13 protein-coding genes are annotated in these 16101 nt (G+C 59.5%); 11 read left to right on the top strand and 2 right to left on the bottom strand.

Translation table 11 applies throughout. The annotated features are described in order from the left end of the window. Nucleotides 1-20 precede the first annotated feature (20 nt). From AC2FNN_RS04255 to mdoH, 7 genes are all read left to right on the top strand, one after another. Nucleotides 21-479, top strand: coding sequence for a DUF302 domain-containing protein (locus AC2FNN_RS04255; RefSeq protein ID WP_496756839.1), 459 nt, complete (start codon nucleotides 21-23; stop codon nucleotides 477-479). 78 nt (nucleotides 480-557) lie between these two features. Continuing rightward, nucleotides 558-2177 (top strand): thiamine pyrophosphate-binding protein, encoded by a 1620-nt coding sequence (locus AC2FNN_RS04250; protein WP_496756838.1) that lies wholly within the window; start codon nucleotides 558-560, stop codon nucleotides 2175-2177. After that, nucleotides 2164-3348, top strand: coding sequence for a CaiB/BaiF CoA transferase family protein (locus AC2FNN_RS04245; protein WP_496756837.1), 1185 nt, complete (start codon nucleotides 2164-2166; stop codon nucleotides 3346-3348). The genes AC2FNN_RS04250 and AC2FNN_RS04245 overlap by 14 nt, the downstream gene beginning before the upstream one ends. Before the next feature lie 179 nt (nucleotides 3349-3527). Continuing rightward, complete coding sequence (locus AC2FNN_RS04240; RefSeq protein ID WP_496756836.1) at nucleotides 3528-4898, top strand: tetratricopeptide repeat protein; 1371 nt, start codon at nucleotides 3528-3530, stop codon at nucleotides 4896-4898. A gap of 28 nt (nucleotides 4899-4926) precedes the next feature. Then, nucleotides 4927-6144, top strand: a complete 1218-nt coding sequence (locus AC2FNN_RS04235; protein WP_496756835.1) for an OpgC family protein — start codon at nucleotides 4927-4929, stop codon at nucleotides 6142-6144. Continuing rightward, complete coding sequence (locus tag AC2FNN_RS04230) at nucleotides 6141-7640, top strand: OpgD/OpgG family glucan biosynthesis protein (RefSeq protein ID WP_496756833.1); 1500 nt, start codon at nucleotides 6141-6143, stop codon at nucleotides 7638-7640. Before AC2FNN_RS04235 ends, AC2FNN_RS04230 begins: the two co-directional genes overlap by 4 nt. Further along, the gene (mdoH, locus tag AC2FNN_RS04225; RefSeq protein WP_496756922.1) at nucleotides 7637-9508 is read left to right on the top strand and encodes a glucans biosynthesis glucosyltransferase MdoH; all 1872 of its coding nucleotides are present in this window, start codon (nucleotides 7637-7639) and stop codon (nucleotides 9506-9508) included. Before AC2FNN_RS04230 ends, mdoH begins: the two co-directional genes overlap by 4 nt. On the opposite strand, the gene AC2FNN_RS04220 is transcribed toward mdoH, so the two are convergent. Both AC2FNN_RS04220 and AC2FNN_RS04215 read right to left on the bottom strand, forming a co-directional pair. Then, nucleotides 9509-10333: a CE1 family esterase gene (locus AC2FNN_RS04220; RefSeq protein WP_496756832.1), complete on the bottom strand. Its 825-nt coding sequence runs from the start codon at nucleotides 10331-10333 to the stop codon at nucleotides 9509-9511. It abuts the gene before it with no gap. Further along, nucleotides 10330-10803: a rhodanese-like domain-containing protein gene (locus tag AC2FNN_RS04215; protein WP_496756831.1), complete on the bottom strand. Its 474-nt coding sequence runs from the start codon at nucleotides 10801-10803 to the stop codon at nucleotides 10330-10332. The genes AC2FNN_RS04220 and AC2FNN_RS04215 overlap by 4 nt, the downstream gene beginning before the upstream one ends. 223 nt (nucleotides 10804-11026) lie before the next feature. On the opposite strand from AC2FNN_RS04215, the gene AC2FNN_RS04210 reads away from it, so the two are divergent. From AC2FNN_RS04210 to AC2FNN_RS04195, 4 genes are all read left to right on the top strand, one after another. Further along, nucleotides 11027-13897, top strand: a complete 2871-nt coding sequence (locus tag AC2FNN_RS04210; RefSeq protein WP_496756829.1) for a monovalent cation/H+ antiporter subunit A — start codon at nucleotides 11027-11029, stop codon at nucleotides 13895-13897. Beyond that, nucleotides 13897-14256 (top strand): Na+/H+ antiporter subunit C, encoded by a 360-nt coding sequence (locus tag AC2FNN_RS04205; protein ID WP_171633661.1) that lies wholly within the window; start codon nucleotides 13897-13899, stop codon nucleotides 14254-14256. Before AC2FNN_RS04210 ends, AC2FNN_RS04205 begins: the two co-directional genes overlap by 1 nt. After that, nucleotides 14253-15797: a monovalent cation/H+ antiporter subunit D gene (locus AC2FNN_RS04200; protein WP_496756827.1), complete on the top strand. Its 1545-nt coding sequence runs from the start codon at nucleotides 14253-14255 to the stop codon at nucleotides 15795-15797. Before AC2FNN_RS04205 ends, AC2FNN_RS04200 begins: the two co-directional genes overlap by 4 nt. Continuing rightward, on the top strand, nucleotides 15797-16101 hold a 305-nt coding region (locus AC2FNN_RS04195; RefSeq protein ID WP_496756825.1), incomplete at its 3' end, for a Na+/H+ antiporter subunit E. The genes AC2FNN_RS04200 and AC2FNN_RS04195, both read left to right, overlap by 1 nt.

Raw genomic sequence — 16101 nt, 5'->3', positions numbered from 1 at the left:
TCAATACAGGAGACGTGACAATGAAAGCCCTCATTCCCTTGCTCTGCCTGATCGCTTTACCCGTTTGGGCACAAGACGCCCCAACCGGTTGGGCCGTGCTTCCCGCGGACAAGACCTACTCGGAACTGGTCAATGCGACCAAGGTTGCGATCAAGGACAACGGGCTGATTGTGGTGACGCAGGCTGGACCCACCAAGGCAGCTGCGGCACGAGGGATCACCATTCCGGGTAACATGGTGATTGGCGCGTTCAACAACGATTACGCGGTGCGGGTGCTGGAAACCTCTACCAATGCGATGATCGAAGCACCGATCCGTTTCTATGTCACCGAGAACGAGGACGGAACCGCAACCCTGTCTTACAAGACCCCCAGTTTCGTGTTTGACCCTTACATGGCGGAAGGCGGGCAAGCTTTGCAGGACATTGCCGTGGAACTGGATAAAACTTTTCAATCCGTCGCTGAAGACGCAGTCAAATAGTCACACTGACGTGAACCGCCTTGCGTCCGGGAACGTCCTCCGCAATCTGCTTGAAACGGTTTTATCGGAGCATGACTGATGCAAGACCCCTCGCCCCGCGCTGCGGATATTCTGGCCCAACGCCTGTATGAAGCGGGGTGCCGACACGCATTCGGGATGCCGGGGGGCGAGGTCCTGACGCTGGTCGATGCGCTGGAAAAGGCTGGGATCACCTTTCACCTGACCAAGCACGAAAACTCTGCCGGGTTCATGGCCGAGGCGGTTCATCATCGCGACGGTGCACCTGCGATTCTGGTGGCCACTCTGGGTCCGGGCGCAATGAACGGGATCAATGTGGTGGCGAACGCTTTGCAGGATCGTGTGCCGATGGTCGTTCTGACCGGATGCGTCGATGCGGACGAAGCATTGACCTATACCCATCAGGTCATGGATCACAGCCGGGTTTATCGCTCGATCACCAAAGGCACTTATACGCTGACAGCCAAAGGCGCGGATATCATTGCCGACAAGGCGGTGTCGCTGGCCATGCAGCCACGACCCGGCCCGGTTCATATCGATGTGCCTATCTCGGTTGCCGACACGCCTGTTACCGGCGTGAAACGCCGCCGGCTGGCCAAGGTCGCGCCAGTCAGCCCCGGTGGGGAATGCCTTGAGAAGGCCCGCCGCTGGGTGGCCGAGGCCGAACGCCCCGTCGCTATCATCGGTCTGGATGTCCTCTATGACGACTCGCGTAGTGTGGTGCAGGCGTTCCTGGAGCATTTTGGTATTCCTTTCGTGACGACCTACAAGGCCAAAGGCGTCGTGCCCGAGGATCACGCGCTGTGTCTGGGCGGCGCAGGGCTGTCGCCGCTGGCTGACAAGCACCTTCTGCCTCTGATCGAACAATCGGATCTGGTATTGTGTCTGGGATATGACCCGATCGAAATGCGCCCCGGCTGGCGTGAGATCTGGGATCCGGAAGAAAAGCGCGTGATCGATATATCTGCCGTGGTCAACGACCACTACATGCATCAGGCTGGATTGAACCTTGTCGCCGACACGGGCGAGACATTGGAGGCAATAGCCAAAGGTAACCCGGCCCGTGAGACATGGCCGGGCAACGAACCCACGCAGGTCAAGGCCGCGCTGGCAAAGGCCTTTCCCACCGATGAAAACTGGGGGCCCGCTGCCGTTATTGCCGAAACCCGCGCCGTCCTGCCGCCTGAAACACTGGCCACGGCCGACAGCGGCGCACACCGCATTCTGCTGAGCCAGATGTGGGCATGCAGCGAAGAACGCGGGCTGATCCAGTCCTCGGCTTTGTGCACGATGGGATGTGCCCTACCCATGGCCATTGGCCTGAAACTGGCCGAACCCGACCGCCCGGTGATCAGCTTCTCGGGGGACGCGGGGTTCCTGATGGTTGCGGGCGAGTTGTCGACAGCGGCTGAAATGGGCGGCAACCCGATTTTTCTGGTCTTCGTGGATGCCAGCCTTGCCCTGATCGAGCTAAAACAGCGCCAGCGACAGATGGGCAACACGGGCGTGGATTTCGGCCATCATGATTTTGCCGCCATGGGCCGGGCCTTTGGCGGCAATGGCCATACGGTTCGCAACAGGACAGAGTTGCGCGCCGCACTGGAAGCTGCTGTAAAGGCTGAGACATTTACGGTGATTGCTGCTGAAGTTGAGCGTGGAGGCTATGATGGCCGCATCTGAAGGCCCATTGAAGGGTGTGAAGGTTCTGGACCTTAGCCGTATCCTGGCAGGCCCAACATGCACACAGCTTCTGGGCGATCTGGGCGCAAGCGTCATCAAGATCGAAAACCCGGCAACCGGGGGCGACGACACGCGGCAATGGGGCCCGCCCTACGTGAGCGATGCCGAGGGCAACCGATCCGATCTGAGCGCCTATTTCATGTCTGCCAACCGCAACAAGAAATCCGTCGCGCTGGATATCTCCTCGGCCGAGGGTCAGGCGGAAATCAGACGCTTGGCGTCACATGCGGACATCCTGATCGAGAACTTCAAACCGGGCGGGCTGGCCAAATACGGGCTGGACTATGCCACCCTGTCGCAAGAGTTTCCAAGCCTCGTATACTGTTCAATCTCGGGTTACGGCCAAACCGGGCCGAATGCCAGCAAGCCCGGCTATGACCTGATGGCGCAGGGCTATGGCGGGATCATGTCACTGACCGGCGACCCCAAGGGCGCGCCCATGAAGGTGGGTGTTGGCATTGCCGACGTGATGTGCGGGATGTATGCAACCGTGGGTATTCTGGCCGCGCTGCGCCACCGCGACCTGACCGGCGAGGGCCAGCAGGTCGATCTGGCGCTGGTGGATTCTCAGATCGCCTGGCTGATCAATGAAGGCGTCAACTATCTGACGTCAGGCAATGTTCCGCAACGACGCGGAAACGGGCACCCGAACATCGTCCCTTATGACGTCTACGAAACTGCCGATGGGCACGTGATTCTCGCGGTTGGAAATGACGGCCAATTCAGAAAACTCTGCAACTTCATCAATGCTCCTGAACTGGCAGACGATCCGAGATTCGCGACCAACCCGGCCCGTCTGGAACATCGTGATGCGCTGAATTCGATTCTTCGCCCCACAGTGAAGGCGCTGGACACCCAGACCGTCATTTCCGGTCTGGAGGCTGTCAAAGTGCCCGTCGGCCCGGTGCAGACGCTGGATCAGGTGTTCAACACGGAACAAGTGGCCGCAAGACAGATGCAGATTGCCATGCAGGCCCAGCCGGGTCAGGTCAACCTGATCGGGAATCCCCTGAACCTGTCTCGGACACCTGTAACATATCGTAACGCCCCACCGGTCTGTGGGGCCGATACTGAGGCTGTTCTGAGCGCCGAAAACCCGTTCGAGGATTGAAATACTTGCACATCTAGGCGACAAGTCGCTGAAACATGCCCTTGAATCGGCGGTTTTTTTCACCTTTTTCGCACACGTCATTTCACCAATTCGAGAGCAGCGTCGATACTGTTACGCCCCTCTCGCACACTCTGGTACATCGAACAGTGTCAAATATCGCAATCAGATTGGACCCAAGTATGAAACAAGACGTTTTCGGACAGATGAACACCCTGACCCAGCCGGCAGCAGTCGAAGCGTGGAATGGTGTTCTGCTTGGGTTCATGGCTCATGCCGCTGTCACGCCCCAACACTTGGGCAAAGTGCTGGAACTCGAGCCCGACTTCGCGCTGGGTCATGCGGTCAAAGGTCTGTTCATGGCGCTGCTTGGGCGGCGCGAGATGATGGCCGTTGCTGTCGAAGCGCTGGCGGCTGCCAACGCGGCGATGGAACGCCAGCCCATAACCACGCGTGAGCGTCTTTATGTGGATTCGCTTGCCCTCTATCTGGCGGGGCAACAGACGCAGGCGGTGCAGAAATTCGAAGCGATTCTGCGCGATCACCCGCAGGACACGCTGGCGATGAAACTAAGCCATGCGACCCGCTTCGTTCTGGGTGATGCAAACGGGATGCGCCGCTCGATCGAACGGGTGATGCCCGCTTATGAGCCGGACCACCCCGGGCGCGGCTATCTGCTGGGCTGTCATTCCTTCGCACTGGAAGAAACAGGCGCTTATGAAAAGGCCGAAATCGCGGGCCGTCAGGCGCTGTGGATGGTGTCCGACGATGCCTGGGGCCTGCACGCGGTGGCCCATGTCCACGAAATGACCGGCAATGCGCAGCTGGGCCTTGACTGGCTGGCCGGGCGCGAGGCGGCCTGGGCCCACTGCAACAACTTCCGTTACCACGTGTGGTGGCACAAGGCGCTGATGCATCTGGATCTGGGTCAGGTCGATCAGGTGATGGATCTGTATGACAACCACGTCCGCAAGGACAAAACCGACGATTACCGTGACATCTCGAACGGTACTTCGCTGCTGATGCGGCTTGAACTTGAGGGTGTGAATGTCGGAAATCGCTGGGAAGAGCTGGCTGATCTGAGTGCCGCACGAACGGAAGACGGCTGCCTGATCTTTGCGGATCTGCATTACCTGCTGGCGCTTACCGGTGACAATCGCGCCGATGCCACGGTCAAGATGCTGAACCGCATGAACAAGGATGCGGCCCGTGCCGACAACGACGCCACCCGCCGCATGGCAGACCCCGGTATCGCTGCGGCCATGGGCCTTGAGGCCTTTGGTGACGGCCACTATGGAACCGCGTTTGATCATCTGCTCGCGGCGCGCGATTCCATGCAACTGGCCGGTGGCAGCCACGCGCAACGTGATGTATTTGAACGCATTACCATTGATTCCGGCCTGCGCGCGGGTCGCTTGGACGCGGTGGAACGCATTCTGGATGACCGTCGCGCCAAGCGCGCCGGGGGCGAAGACAATTATGCCATCGCGCGTCGCGCCCTGATCGACGCGGCCCGCGACAGCGGTGACGTCCAAAGCGTCCCCGCCGAATAACAAGAAGACCAAGAAGGACAGAAAACGTATGGCGACCATATCGCCCGCTTCTGATTTTGTATCCGCTGCGGCCCCGGCCGCAGCCCCTGCCAGTGCGCGTGATCCGCGTCTGGATTTCTATCGCGGCATCGCGATGTTCATCATCCTGATCGCCCACATTCCCAATGATCCTTGGGCCAATTGGATCCCGGCGCGCTTTGGGTACTCGGACGCAACCGAGATCTTTGTGTTCTGCTCGGGCATGGCCTCGGCCATTGCTTTTGGTGGGGCATTTCTGCGCAAGGGATGGTGGATGGGCACCGCCCGAGTGGCCTATCGCATCTGGCAGGTCTATTGGGCCCATATTGCCCTGTTCTTCTTTGTTGCAATGACAATGGCCGCGCTGGATCAGACCGGTGCGTTCGAGAAGACCTATGTCTCGTCGCTGAACCTTCAGCATTTCTTCAATGACCCGGCCCCGCAAATGGTCGGGATTTTCACCCTGACCTATGTGCCGAACTACTTCGATATCCTGCCGATGTATCTGGTCGTACTGGCGCTGATGCCGCTTTACATGGCACTCTATCGCGTCAGTTTCTGGCTGATGGCGGCAGTTTGCGTGATCATCTGGTTCGTCGCACAAACCGGCGCGCTTGCCCTGCCCGCTGAACCCTGGTCCGAGCGCCAATGGTTCTTCAACCCCTTCGGATGGCAATTGCTGTTTTTCACCGGCTTCGCCTTCATGCGCGGTTGGATTCCGGCCCCGCCCGTGTCGAAATCTTTGATCTGGGTGGCGATTGCCTTTGTCGTATTGTCAGCCCCGTTCGGCTCATGGAAGGTCTTTACCTGGATCAACACTGCTGCACCCGAGCTTGGCGCAGTGATTCGCAAGGGCTGGCCCCTGACCGAAGAGCTGCGTGGCAAAACCGAGTTCGGCCTTCTTCGATATGTCCACTTTCTGTCGCTGGCCTATCTGGGATGGGTTGCAGCGGGCGAGCACGGCCACCGCCTGATCGCGACAGGTCATGGTGTGGGCGCACGCATCTGGCAATTCCTGCTTGCCGTTATCACCAAGGTCGGCCAGCAATCCCTTGCCGTATTTGTGTTTTCCATGGCTGCGGCTCGGCTGATCGGCGTCGCGCTGGATCAGGCTGGGCGGGATGTCGCCACTGTCTTTATCGCCAACATGATTGGGTTTGCGATGATCATCGGCGTTGCCTATCTGGCAGCTTGGTTCAAGTCACAACCCTGGAAGTCGAAGAAATGAAATTTACCCGTCGCGCATTCCTCGTCTCGACGACTGCTTTGGCCTTCGCTCCATCCGCCTATGCGACGAGCGGTGCGACGCCTTTTGACCGCGACCATGTGATCGAGATGGCCCGCGATCTGGCCAGCCGCCCCTATGTGGAACGCGAGATGGTACCACAGGAATGGCAGGACCTGACCTATCAGCAGTACCGTTCCATCCGATTCCGGCTTGACCGGGCGCTGTGGTATGAAACCGAGACACCGTTCAACGTGGATTTCTTCACCCCGGGCCTGTATTTCCCGCGCACCGTCAAGGTGGAAACGGTCGAGAACGGAATGACCAAGCCGGTCGCCTTCGATCTGGAAATGTTCGACAAATCCGAAGACGTGCCGCAACTGCCGGTCGATGACACGCTGGGCTTCTCGGGCCTGCGTCTGCGCACTGAAATGCACCGCCCCGGCAAGACTGATGAATTCTGCGTCTGGCAGGGGGCCAGCTATTTCCGCGCCATTGGCCTGCACGAGGTTTACGGGCTGTCCGCGCGGGGTCTGGCGTTGAAAACCGGCGACCCGGACGGCGAAGAATTTCCCGAATTCATCCGTTTCTGGCTGGAACGCCCCGAACCGGGCCAACGCAGTATGGTCGTGCACGCATTGTTGGACAGCCCCAGCGTGACCGGCGCCTATCGTTTCAACGTCACGGCGGGCGCGGATTGCATCATGGATGTCGAGGCAACGCTGTTCCCGCGCGAAGACCTGCCCCATGTAGGTATCGCTCCGGGAACTTCGATGTTCTTGTTCGATCAGACCAACCACAGCCGGTTCGACGATTTCCGCCCAGCTGTGCACGACAGCGACGGGCTGCTGGTGCGCAATGGTGCGGGCGAGGTTCTGTGGCGTCCGTTGGCCAATCCGACCCGATTGCAGGTTTCATCCTTCGTCGATACAAACCCGCGCGGGTTCGGTCTGATGCAGCGCAAACGAGAGTTTTCGGACTACGCCGATCTTGAGGCCAATTACCACAAGCGCCCGGGCCTGTGGGTCGAGCCCCAGGAAGACTGGGGCAAAGGCTCGGTCACGCTGGTCGAGATCCCGGCAGATCAGGAAATCTATGACAACATCGTCGCCTATTGGAGGCCCGCTGAACCTTATGCGGCAGGCAGTCAGGTTGATCTGTCCTATCGCCTGATCTGGGGGGAAGAACCCCAGCGCACACCGATGCCGCGCGTGATCAACACCGCGATGGGCGAGAACACCTTTGGCGAAGGCCGGCTGGCCGTCATCGATTTTGAAGACAGCGACTTGTTCGATGATATCGAGACGATCAGTGTCTTCGTGGATTCCCCTCATGCCGAAACCTCGGACGGTGTTCTGCAACGCAACCCGGATACGGGTGGGTTGCGTCTGGCGTTTTCGTTCCAACCTGAAGAGCGCGATCATGTTGAATTGCGCGCGCAGCTGCTGAAAGACAAACAGCCCGCCTCTGAGGTGTGGCTTTACCGATGGACCATATGAACCGCGATCTGCATATCATGCCGCCCGAGGCCCCTCTGGCGATGCCCGCGCAGAATTTCAGCGTAGGGTTCCACGATGCCGATGCCCCGTCGGGCACAGACACGAGTGCGACCGGATTTTGGCGCGCGCTTGCGTTTTCACCGGCGATGGTGGCGACATTGGGCCTGCTATGGATCATGAGCGACTGGTTCAGCGCCCAGGGGATCAATCTGATCGAAGGCATCCTGTTGGCGCTTATCTCGTTCAACTTCTTTTGGATTTCATTCACGGTCTGCACCGTTCTGCTGGGTATGGTGTCGCTGTCGCGACAGGATCGTCCGCAGCGCAAGCGCACAGCACAACCCCTGCGCGTGGCCCTTTTGACACCGGTCTACAACGAAGTGCCATGGAACGTGCTGGGCAATGCCCGCACCATGCTTGAGGATTTGCAGGCACGCGGTGGTCAGCATCACTATGCCATGTTCATCCTGTCCGACACACGCGATCCTGAAATCGCGGCACAGGAACAGGCCAGCGTCGAAGCCCTGCGTACCACGCTCGCCCCGGGGCTGGAGTTGTATTACCGCCGCCGCGAGCAGAACACCGACCGCAAGGTGGGTAACATCGCCGACTGGGTCAGTCGCTGGGGCGCAGACTGGGACGCGATGCTGGTTCTGGATGCGGACAGCCTGATGACAGGTCGCGCCATACATCGGCTGACCGATGCGCTGGCGCGTGATCCCGGTGCCGGGCTGATCCAGAGCTATCCGCAACTGATCGGCGCGCAATCGGTTTTTGCCCGGATGCAACAATTCGCCAATGGGGTCTACGGCATCGCCTTTGCCGAAGGTCTGGCCCGTTGGTGCGGGCAAGAGGGCAACTATTGGGGCCATAACGCGATTATCCGCACCAAGGCTTTTGCCACCAGCGCCGGCCTGCCCAAGCTGCGTTCGTTCAGTGGTCAGGACAAGCTGATCATGAGCCACGATTTTGTCGAGGCCGGCCTGCTGCGCCGCGCCGGATGGGCCGTGCGATTTCTGCCGCGTATTCGCGGATCATATGAAGAAACACCGCCGACCCTCATCGATCACGCCATGCGGGACCGCCGCTGGTGCCAGGGCAACCTGCAACACCTGAAACTGCTGGGTTCTTCCGGATTCCGTGCGGTGTCGCGGTTTCACATGTTCCACGGCGCGGTCGGCTATCTGATGTCCCCTTTGTGGTTTGCACTATTGTTGATGTGGGCGCTGATCGGTCAGGGTCAGGACGCCTCTGTCCTGCATTATTTCAGCCCCGACAATCCTTTGTTCCCGCAATGGCCCGAGATGTCGGAAACCCGCCACGTGCTGATTATTCTGGTCATGTACGCGATGCTGTTGGCCCCCAAGGTTCTGGGCGTTCTGGCCCTGCCGCTGAGCGGCGTACGCTACGCGGATTTCGGTGGAGGGCGCAAATTCCTCGCCTCTTTCCTGGCCGAGGTTCTGTTGTCGATCCTTTACGCTCCGATCCTGATGGTGCAACAGATGATCGCTGTTTTCCGTACGGCTTTCGGCATTCAGCGCGGCTGGTCGCCTCAGGCCCGCGACGGTGGCACCTATGGTCTGCGAACGCTGATCCTGTGCCATGCGCTGGAAACCATCAGTGGAGTGGCGCTGAGCGTCGGTATCCTGTCCGGTCTGGTGTCGATCTGGCTGGCCCCGATCGCCATCAGTCTGGCGCTGGCTATCCCGTTGTCTGCGCTCAGCGGTGTCTCGGCAGGTGCCGCGCGCAAGATGGTCGGAATGCGGGAGGACTTCAGCGAACCCGCCATTACCCGGTCGGCGCGCCGCTATCGCAATGAACTGAAGCGACTGGTCGAAGGCAAAGGCAACATGACCCCGGCAGAGTGATCAACTGCCTGGAAGCCCTTCGTACCAATCGACTATCATGTCGGCCCAGCCCGCGGGAACGGTGTGCCCTCCGGGAAACAGTGCAAATTCCAGCGCGCTGCCTTCGGCACAGGTGGTCCAGCGGCGGCGCATGAAATCACCCGTCGTGCTGAACCCGGCCGGTTTGTGATCGACACAACCGTTCGCATCCCGCCAGATTTCGAGACCCGCATGGATATCTCCCTGCTGAAAGCGTCCTCCGCCCAGCAAGCGCCCTTCCAGCGGCACCACATTGTCGGACCAGCCATGCGTGTGGAACATGCGGATCGGACCTTCGCAGGTTTCAGGGTGCGGGCGCCAGAAACCACCGGACACCGGGACATAGGCCGAAAACGTATCGGGGCTCTCGCAAGCCAGATAGTTGACCATGAAGGCTCCGGCGGAAAACCCGCCCAGCAGAACACGGTCAGTGTCAATGCCAAACCGCCGTGCCGCGTCTTGCACCGCTTCGGTCAGAAAGGCGGTTTCGTCCCGCTCACCAAAACCGGGATAGAAGTTCCAGCTTTTGGTGCCGCCCCGGTCGGGCCGTTCCAACCCCTCAGGGGCCATCACCGCATAGCCGCGCTCTAACAGCGGTTCGACCATCCCGCGATTGCGCATCGTACCCGCCCCACTGCCGCCATACCCGTGCAGGAATACCACCATGGGCGCATTGTCCGCGTCGGGCAGTTCGATGTGATAGGCACCCATGGGAGTCTCACAGGTATCCTCTTGATCGGCACACCCCGCGAAAGCGGTCTGCCCGGTCACTGCCAAGGCCAAAACAAGGCTGAATTCCCGGATCATCCTGCATCCTCATCATATTTTCGCACCGGCAATCCGGCCCGAACCCATCCCGGCCCTGCGGCCGAGCCCAACATGCCCTCGGGCACGTCGATCACATTGGTGAATCCAGCTTCGATCAGGCGGTTGCTCAGGCGCGCCGAGCGCACGCCGCGCGCGCAGATCAAGGCCACCGGGGTCGCCGGATCGCCGCCAGCCAATTCCGTCAGCGCATTGACAAAATCCTCGCGCCGCATGTCCAGAGGCACGGCGCCTTCGCCTATGCCCGATGCGCGCCATTCACGCGGCGTACGGATATCGATCAACAGAACGTTTCCCTTCGAGGCCCTCTCATAGGCTTCGGCAACCGCTATCCGGTCGCCGCCGTGGTCTTCGGGGATCAAACGGTATTCTCTGATCGCAACCCCGCCTGCAATCGCCGCGCATACGCCGATCAACAACCATCTTCGGGTTCGGTTCACCTTCTCGGCCAAGCTTCAGCCTCCTGTTCGCTGACATGTGTTCTATCACAGATGGTCAGAAACGGGGGCGTTGAAAAACCCGGCCCACATCAAGATCACGTCATTTTTTCGAATCCCTGCAGAGTTTCCGATGGGGCCAGTAGGACTCTGTAAAAAAGTTACAATATCTGGACAGTCGGGAAAATATCCTTACAAAATTGGCTTCACACTGACCGCCCAGACCGGAGTATCGCACTTGTCCCTATTCCTTATCGCGGCCCTTCCCTTCCTCGGCGCTGTTTTTCCTGCCCTGCTGATCCGGGCAGGCCGGAACGCCGCCGCCTCTGCCGCCGGGTTGACCACATTCCTGGCCCTGATGGGCCTGTTGATCCATATCCCTGCGGTGATGCGCGGAGACGTCGTGACCGCCCGGTTCGAGTGGATACCGGGGCTGGGGCTGAACGCGAACTTCATGCTGGACGGCCTGGGATTTTTGTTCGCGTTGCTGATCCTTGTCATTGGATTGCTCATCATTCTCTACGCACGGTTCTACCTGTCGCGCGAAGATCCGATGGGGCAGTTCTATACCTACCTGCTGCTGTTTCAGGGGGCGATGGTTGGTATTGTCCTGTCCGACAATATCCTGCTTTTGATTGTTTTCTGGGAGCTTACATCGCTCAGCTCATTCCTTCTGATCGGCTATTGGAAGCACCTTCCCGAAGGCCGGCAGGGCGCGCGCATGGCACTGGCTGTCACCGGCTCTGGCGGTTTGGCGATGATTGCCGGGATGCTGATCCTAGGCAATATCGTGGGGTCTTACGACCTCAGCGTCATTTTGCAGAACAAAGAACTGATCCAGGCTTCACCCTACTACATGCCTGCGCTGATCCTGATCCTGCTGGGCTGTTTTACCAAGTCGGCGCAGTTCCCGTTTCATTTCTGGCTGCCGCACGCCATGGCCGCGCCGACACCGGTTTCGGCCTATCTGCACTCTGCCACCATGGTGAAAGCGGGCCTGTTCCTGATGGCACGGATGTGGCCGGTTCTGGCCGGCACGGATGCGTGGTTCTATATCGTCGCCACGACGGGGCTGATCACCATGCTGATCGGCGCGTCAATCGCGTTGTTCAAGGACGACCTCAAGGCATTGCTGGCATTTTCGACCGTTTCGCATCTGGGCCTCATCACCATGCTGCTGGGCTTTGGCACAAAAATTGCCGCCGTCGCTGCCGTGTTTCACATTATCAACCATGCAACATTCAAAGCCGCCTTGTTCATGACCGCCGGGATCGTGGATCACGAAACCGGCACGCGCGATATCAAAAGGCTGGGCGGCTTGCGCCACCTGATGCCGATCACCTTCACCATTGGCACGATTGCCGCCCTCTCGATGGCCGGCCTGCCGCCTTTGAACGGTTTCCTGTCCAAAGAGATGATGCTTGAGGAAACCGTGCACACCACATGGCTGCACTCTCACTACCTGGTGCCGGGGCTGGCGCTGTTGGCTGCGTTGTTCTCGGCCGCGTATTCCTTCCGCTTCGTCAGCCACGTCTTTCTTGGACCACAGCGGGAAGATTATCCGGCACACCCGCATGATCCGCCCGTTGGATTGTGGATCGCCCCCGCGTTCCTGGCCGTGCTTGTCATTCTGATCGGCCTCTATTCTGCGGCCATTGTCGGACCATTGGTTGCAGTGGTGTCCAGCGCGGTGATCGGCGGCGAGAAGCTTCCGTATTACTCGCTGAAACTCTGGCATGGCTTCACACCGGCCCTTTACATGTCGGTCGTGGCCACGCTGGGCGGTCTGTTCCTGCTGGCGTTGCACAAACGAGGTGAGCGGATCTGGAACGCCCTGCCCCGCCCCGAAGCCAAGCAGATCTTTGAAACAATCATAGAAGCGCTGACCAGGCTGAGCCGCTGGATCACCGATGAGATGCACAACGGGGTCCTCAGCCGCTATGCGATCATCTTTGTCGCCTTTACCGTTGGCCTAGGTTATTACGCGTATTCGACCGGAACAATCGGTATTGAAACCCGCGTTCCGCTGCCGGCCCAGATCATTCCGATCATTGGCTGGATCTGCCTTGTGGGTGCGACGCTGGGCATCATGTGGTTCCACCGGAATCGTCTTTTGTCATTGGTATTGATCGGTGTCGTCGGCCTGATCGTTTCGATTGCCTTCAACTATCTCTCGGCCCCGGACCTTGCCTTGACGCAAATCTCGGTCGAGGTGGTGACAATGATCCTTTTGTTGCTGTCGCTGAACTTCCTGCCGACCGAAACGCCCTGGGACAGTTCGGCGGCGCGGCGTTGGCGGGACGCGGCGATTTCCGTGGTCGCGGGCCTTGGCACCGGTGCGCTGATCTACGCGATGATGATGCGCGATTTCGCATTCCCGACGATTTCAGAGTTCCATCTGGCCAATTCCTACAAAGGCGGCGGCGGCACCAATGTGGTCAATGTGATCCTTGTCGACTTCCGGGGTTTTGATACATTTGGTGAGATCATCGTTCTGGGCATTGCCGCGCTGATCATCTTTGCGCTGACGGAATCCGTTCTCGGTACAAATGTTCGCAGTTACCTGCTGAACCGCAAACCGCATTGGCCGCAATCCGGGGATTCGCATCCGCTGATGATGGTTGTGGTCACGCGCGTGATGATGCCGATCGCACTGATGGTCGGGGCGTACATCTTCTTCCGCGGGCACAACCAGCCCGGCGGGGGCTTTATCGCCGGCCTGATCGTCGCCATTGCCTATCTGATGCAATACATGGCCAGCGGCTATACCTGGGCCATCGAGCGGCAGAGGTTCTATTACCACGGCACCATCGGCTGGGGCGTTCTGATCGCCGCGGCAACCGGGTTGGGCGCGTGGTTCAACGAACGCCCCTTCCTGACCAGCGATTTCGGCTACATCAACTGGCCTCCGCTGGAGGAGTTCGAATGGGCCACCGCCATGCTGTTTGATACAGGCGTATTCCTGGCGGTTCTGGGTGCGGTCATGCTGGCACTGGACAGCCTGTCGCGCTTTGCGTGGCAACCGGGGATGGCACAGGAATTCCCGATGGATATCAACCCCCTGCGAGACAACCCGCCGGAAGAAGAACAAGAGAAGGAGCAGGCCTGATGGAAGCGCTCGTAGCCTCTGCCGTCGGTATCATGACCGCTGCCGGGATCTTCCTGATCCTGCGCCGCCGGACGTTTCCGGTCATTCTGGGCCTGTCTCTGATCACTTATGCGGTGAACGTCTTCCTGTTCGCGACCGGACGACTGGCTTTGAACGCGCCTGCGGTTCTGAACAAGTACAAGGACGTGCCCTATACCGACCCACTGCCACAGGCGCTGGTCCTGACGGCTATCGTGATCTCGTTCGGGATGACCGCCGTGATCGTGATGATCTCGCTCAGCGCATACCTGTCCGCCAAGAATGACCATATCGACATGACCGCCCAGGACAGTGTTGACGCGCCGGGAGATGACGCATGAACCACTGGATCGTTGCGCCGATCGTCCTGCCCGCGATTCTGGCCCCTTTCATCATCATGGTCCTGCGATACCATCTGGACCTGCAACGTATCTTCTCGGTCGCGGGTGTCGTGGCTTTGCTTGGGATTGCGCTGACAATCACGGCTCAGGCCTCGGGCGGGGACATTCAGGTGTACGAGCTTGGCGACTGGCCCGCCCCCTTTGGTATCGTCATGGTGCTGGATCGCATGTCCGCAATGATGGTTCTGCTGACCGCCCTGCTGGCCCTGCCGATCGTACTTTATGCCATTGCGTCGGGCTGGGATGACCGGGGCAAGCATTTCCACGCGCTGCTTCATTTCCAGCTCATGGGTGTCTGTGGCGCCTTCCTGACCGGCGACGCCTTCAACCTTTTCGTTTTCTTCGAGGTTCTGCTGATCGCGTCTTACGGCCTTATGACACATGGCGGTGGCGCGGTGCGGTTGAAAGCGGGTGTGCAGTATGTGGCGTATAACCTGTTGGGGTCGACCCTGTTTTTGTTTGCCCTCGGTACGATCTATGGTGTGACCGGTACGCTGAACATGGCGGACATCGCCCTGCGCGTTGCAGATATTCCGGCCGAAGATACCGCATTGCTGCGGGTTGGTGCAGTGTTGTTGCTGCTGGTCTTCTGCATCAAGGCCGCCGTTCTGCCGCTGCATTTCTGGCTGCCCGCCAGCTATGCCAACGCCCCGCTGCCTGTTGCAGCCCTGTTCGCAATCATGACCAAGGTGGGGGCCTATTCGATCCTGCGAATGTACACTCTGGCCTTCGGCCCCGACGTCGAAGTCACGCAGGGTCTGGTTGGCGATTGGCTGCAACCCGCGGCGCTGCTGACGCTTGCTGTTGGCGCCGTCGGCATTCTGGGATCGCAGCATATTGCCCGCATGGTTGCCTTCTGCGCCATTGCGTCCATGGGTACTTTGCTGATCGCGATTTCGCAGTTCACGCCCGGCGCGACGGCAGCCGCCCTTTACTACGTGTTCCATTCGACACTTGCGACCGCGTTGCTGTTCCTCATTGCTGACCTGATCATGGAACGGCAGGGAGGGGCCATAGCCCCCAAGCCGCCGATGCCGCAAAGCGGGTTGATTGCTGCCTTGTTCTTTGTCGGCGCCATTGCGATGGCTGGAATGCCGCCGCTGTCCGGCTTTGTTGGCAAGCTTTTGGTTCTGGACGCTTCGCGTGATGCATCCGATGCCACCGCGGTCTGGGCCGTTATCCTGATTGGATCATTCGTCACCATCGTCGGGCTGGCCCGTGCCGGGACGTTGATTTTCTGGAAAAGCTACGACGCTGAGGTTGTCACAACCGATGAAACCGCCGAAGGCGAAAACGCGCCTGCCCCCGCCGCCCCCGAACCGCAACCCGGCCTTGCTTTTACGGCTGTGTTCGGGGCCGTGGCAGGTCTGGTCCTGCTGACCCTGTTCGCAGGCCCGGCTCTGGAGTACACGAGCAAAACCGCAGAGCAGTTGTTTACGCCTGAAGACTACATCTCTGCCGTTTTGGGAAGGGAAGAGTGATGAAACTGCTGCGCCGGGTTTTCCCGCACCCCCACCTGACGATTTTGCTGACGCTGGTCTGGATTCTGCTGGCGAACAAGCCTTCGCTGAACTCATTGATCTTTGGCCTGATCCTCGGGATCATCATTCCGTTCGTCACGCAACCCTACTGGCCGGATCGTCCCAAACTTCGCAACTGGCCAATGGTTGTGGAATACATGCTGGTGGTGCTTTGGGATATCGTGGTTGCAAACGTGACAGTGGCCCGGATCATCCTGTTCAAACGCAATGATGACCGCCAGCCCAACTGGGTCTGTGTCCCGCT

The organism is Ruegeria sp. BHSA118 (assembly GCF_059613405.1).
The sequence above is the reverse complement of the archived record's forward strand: the minus strand, read 5'-3'. Positions and strand labels throughout refer to the sequence as shown.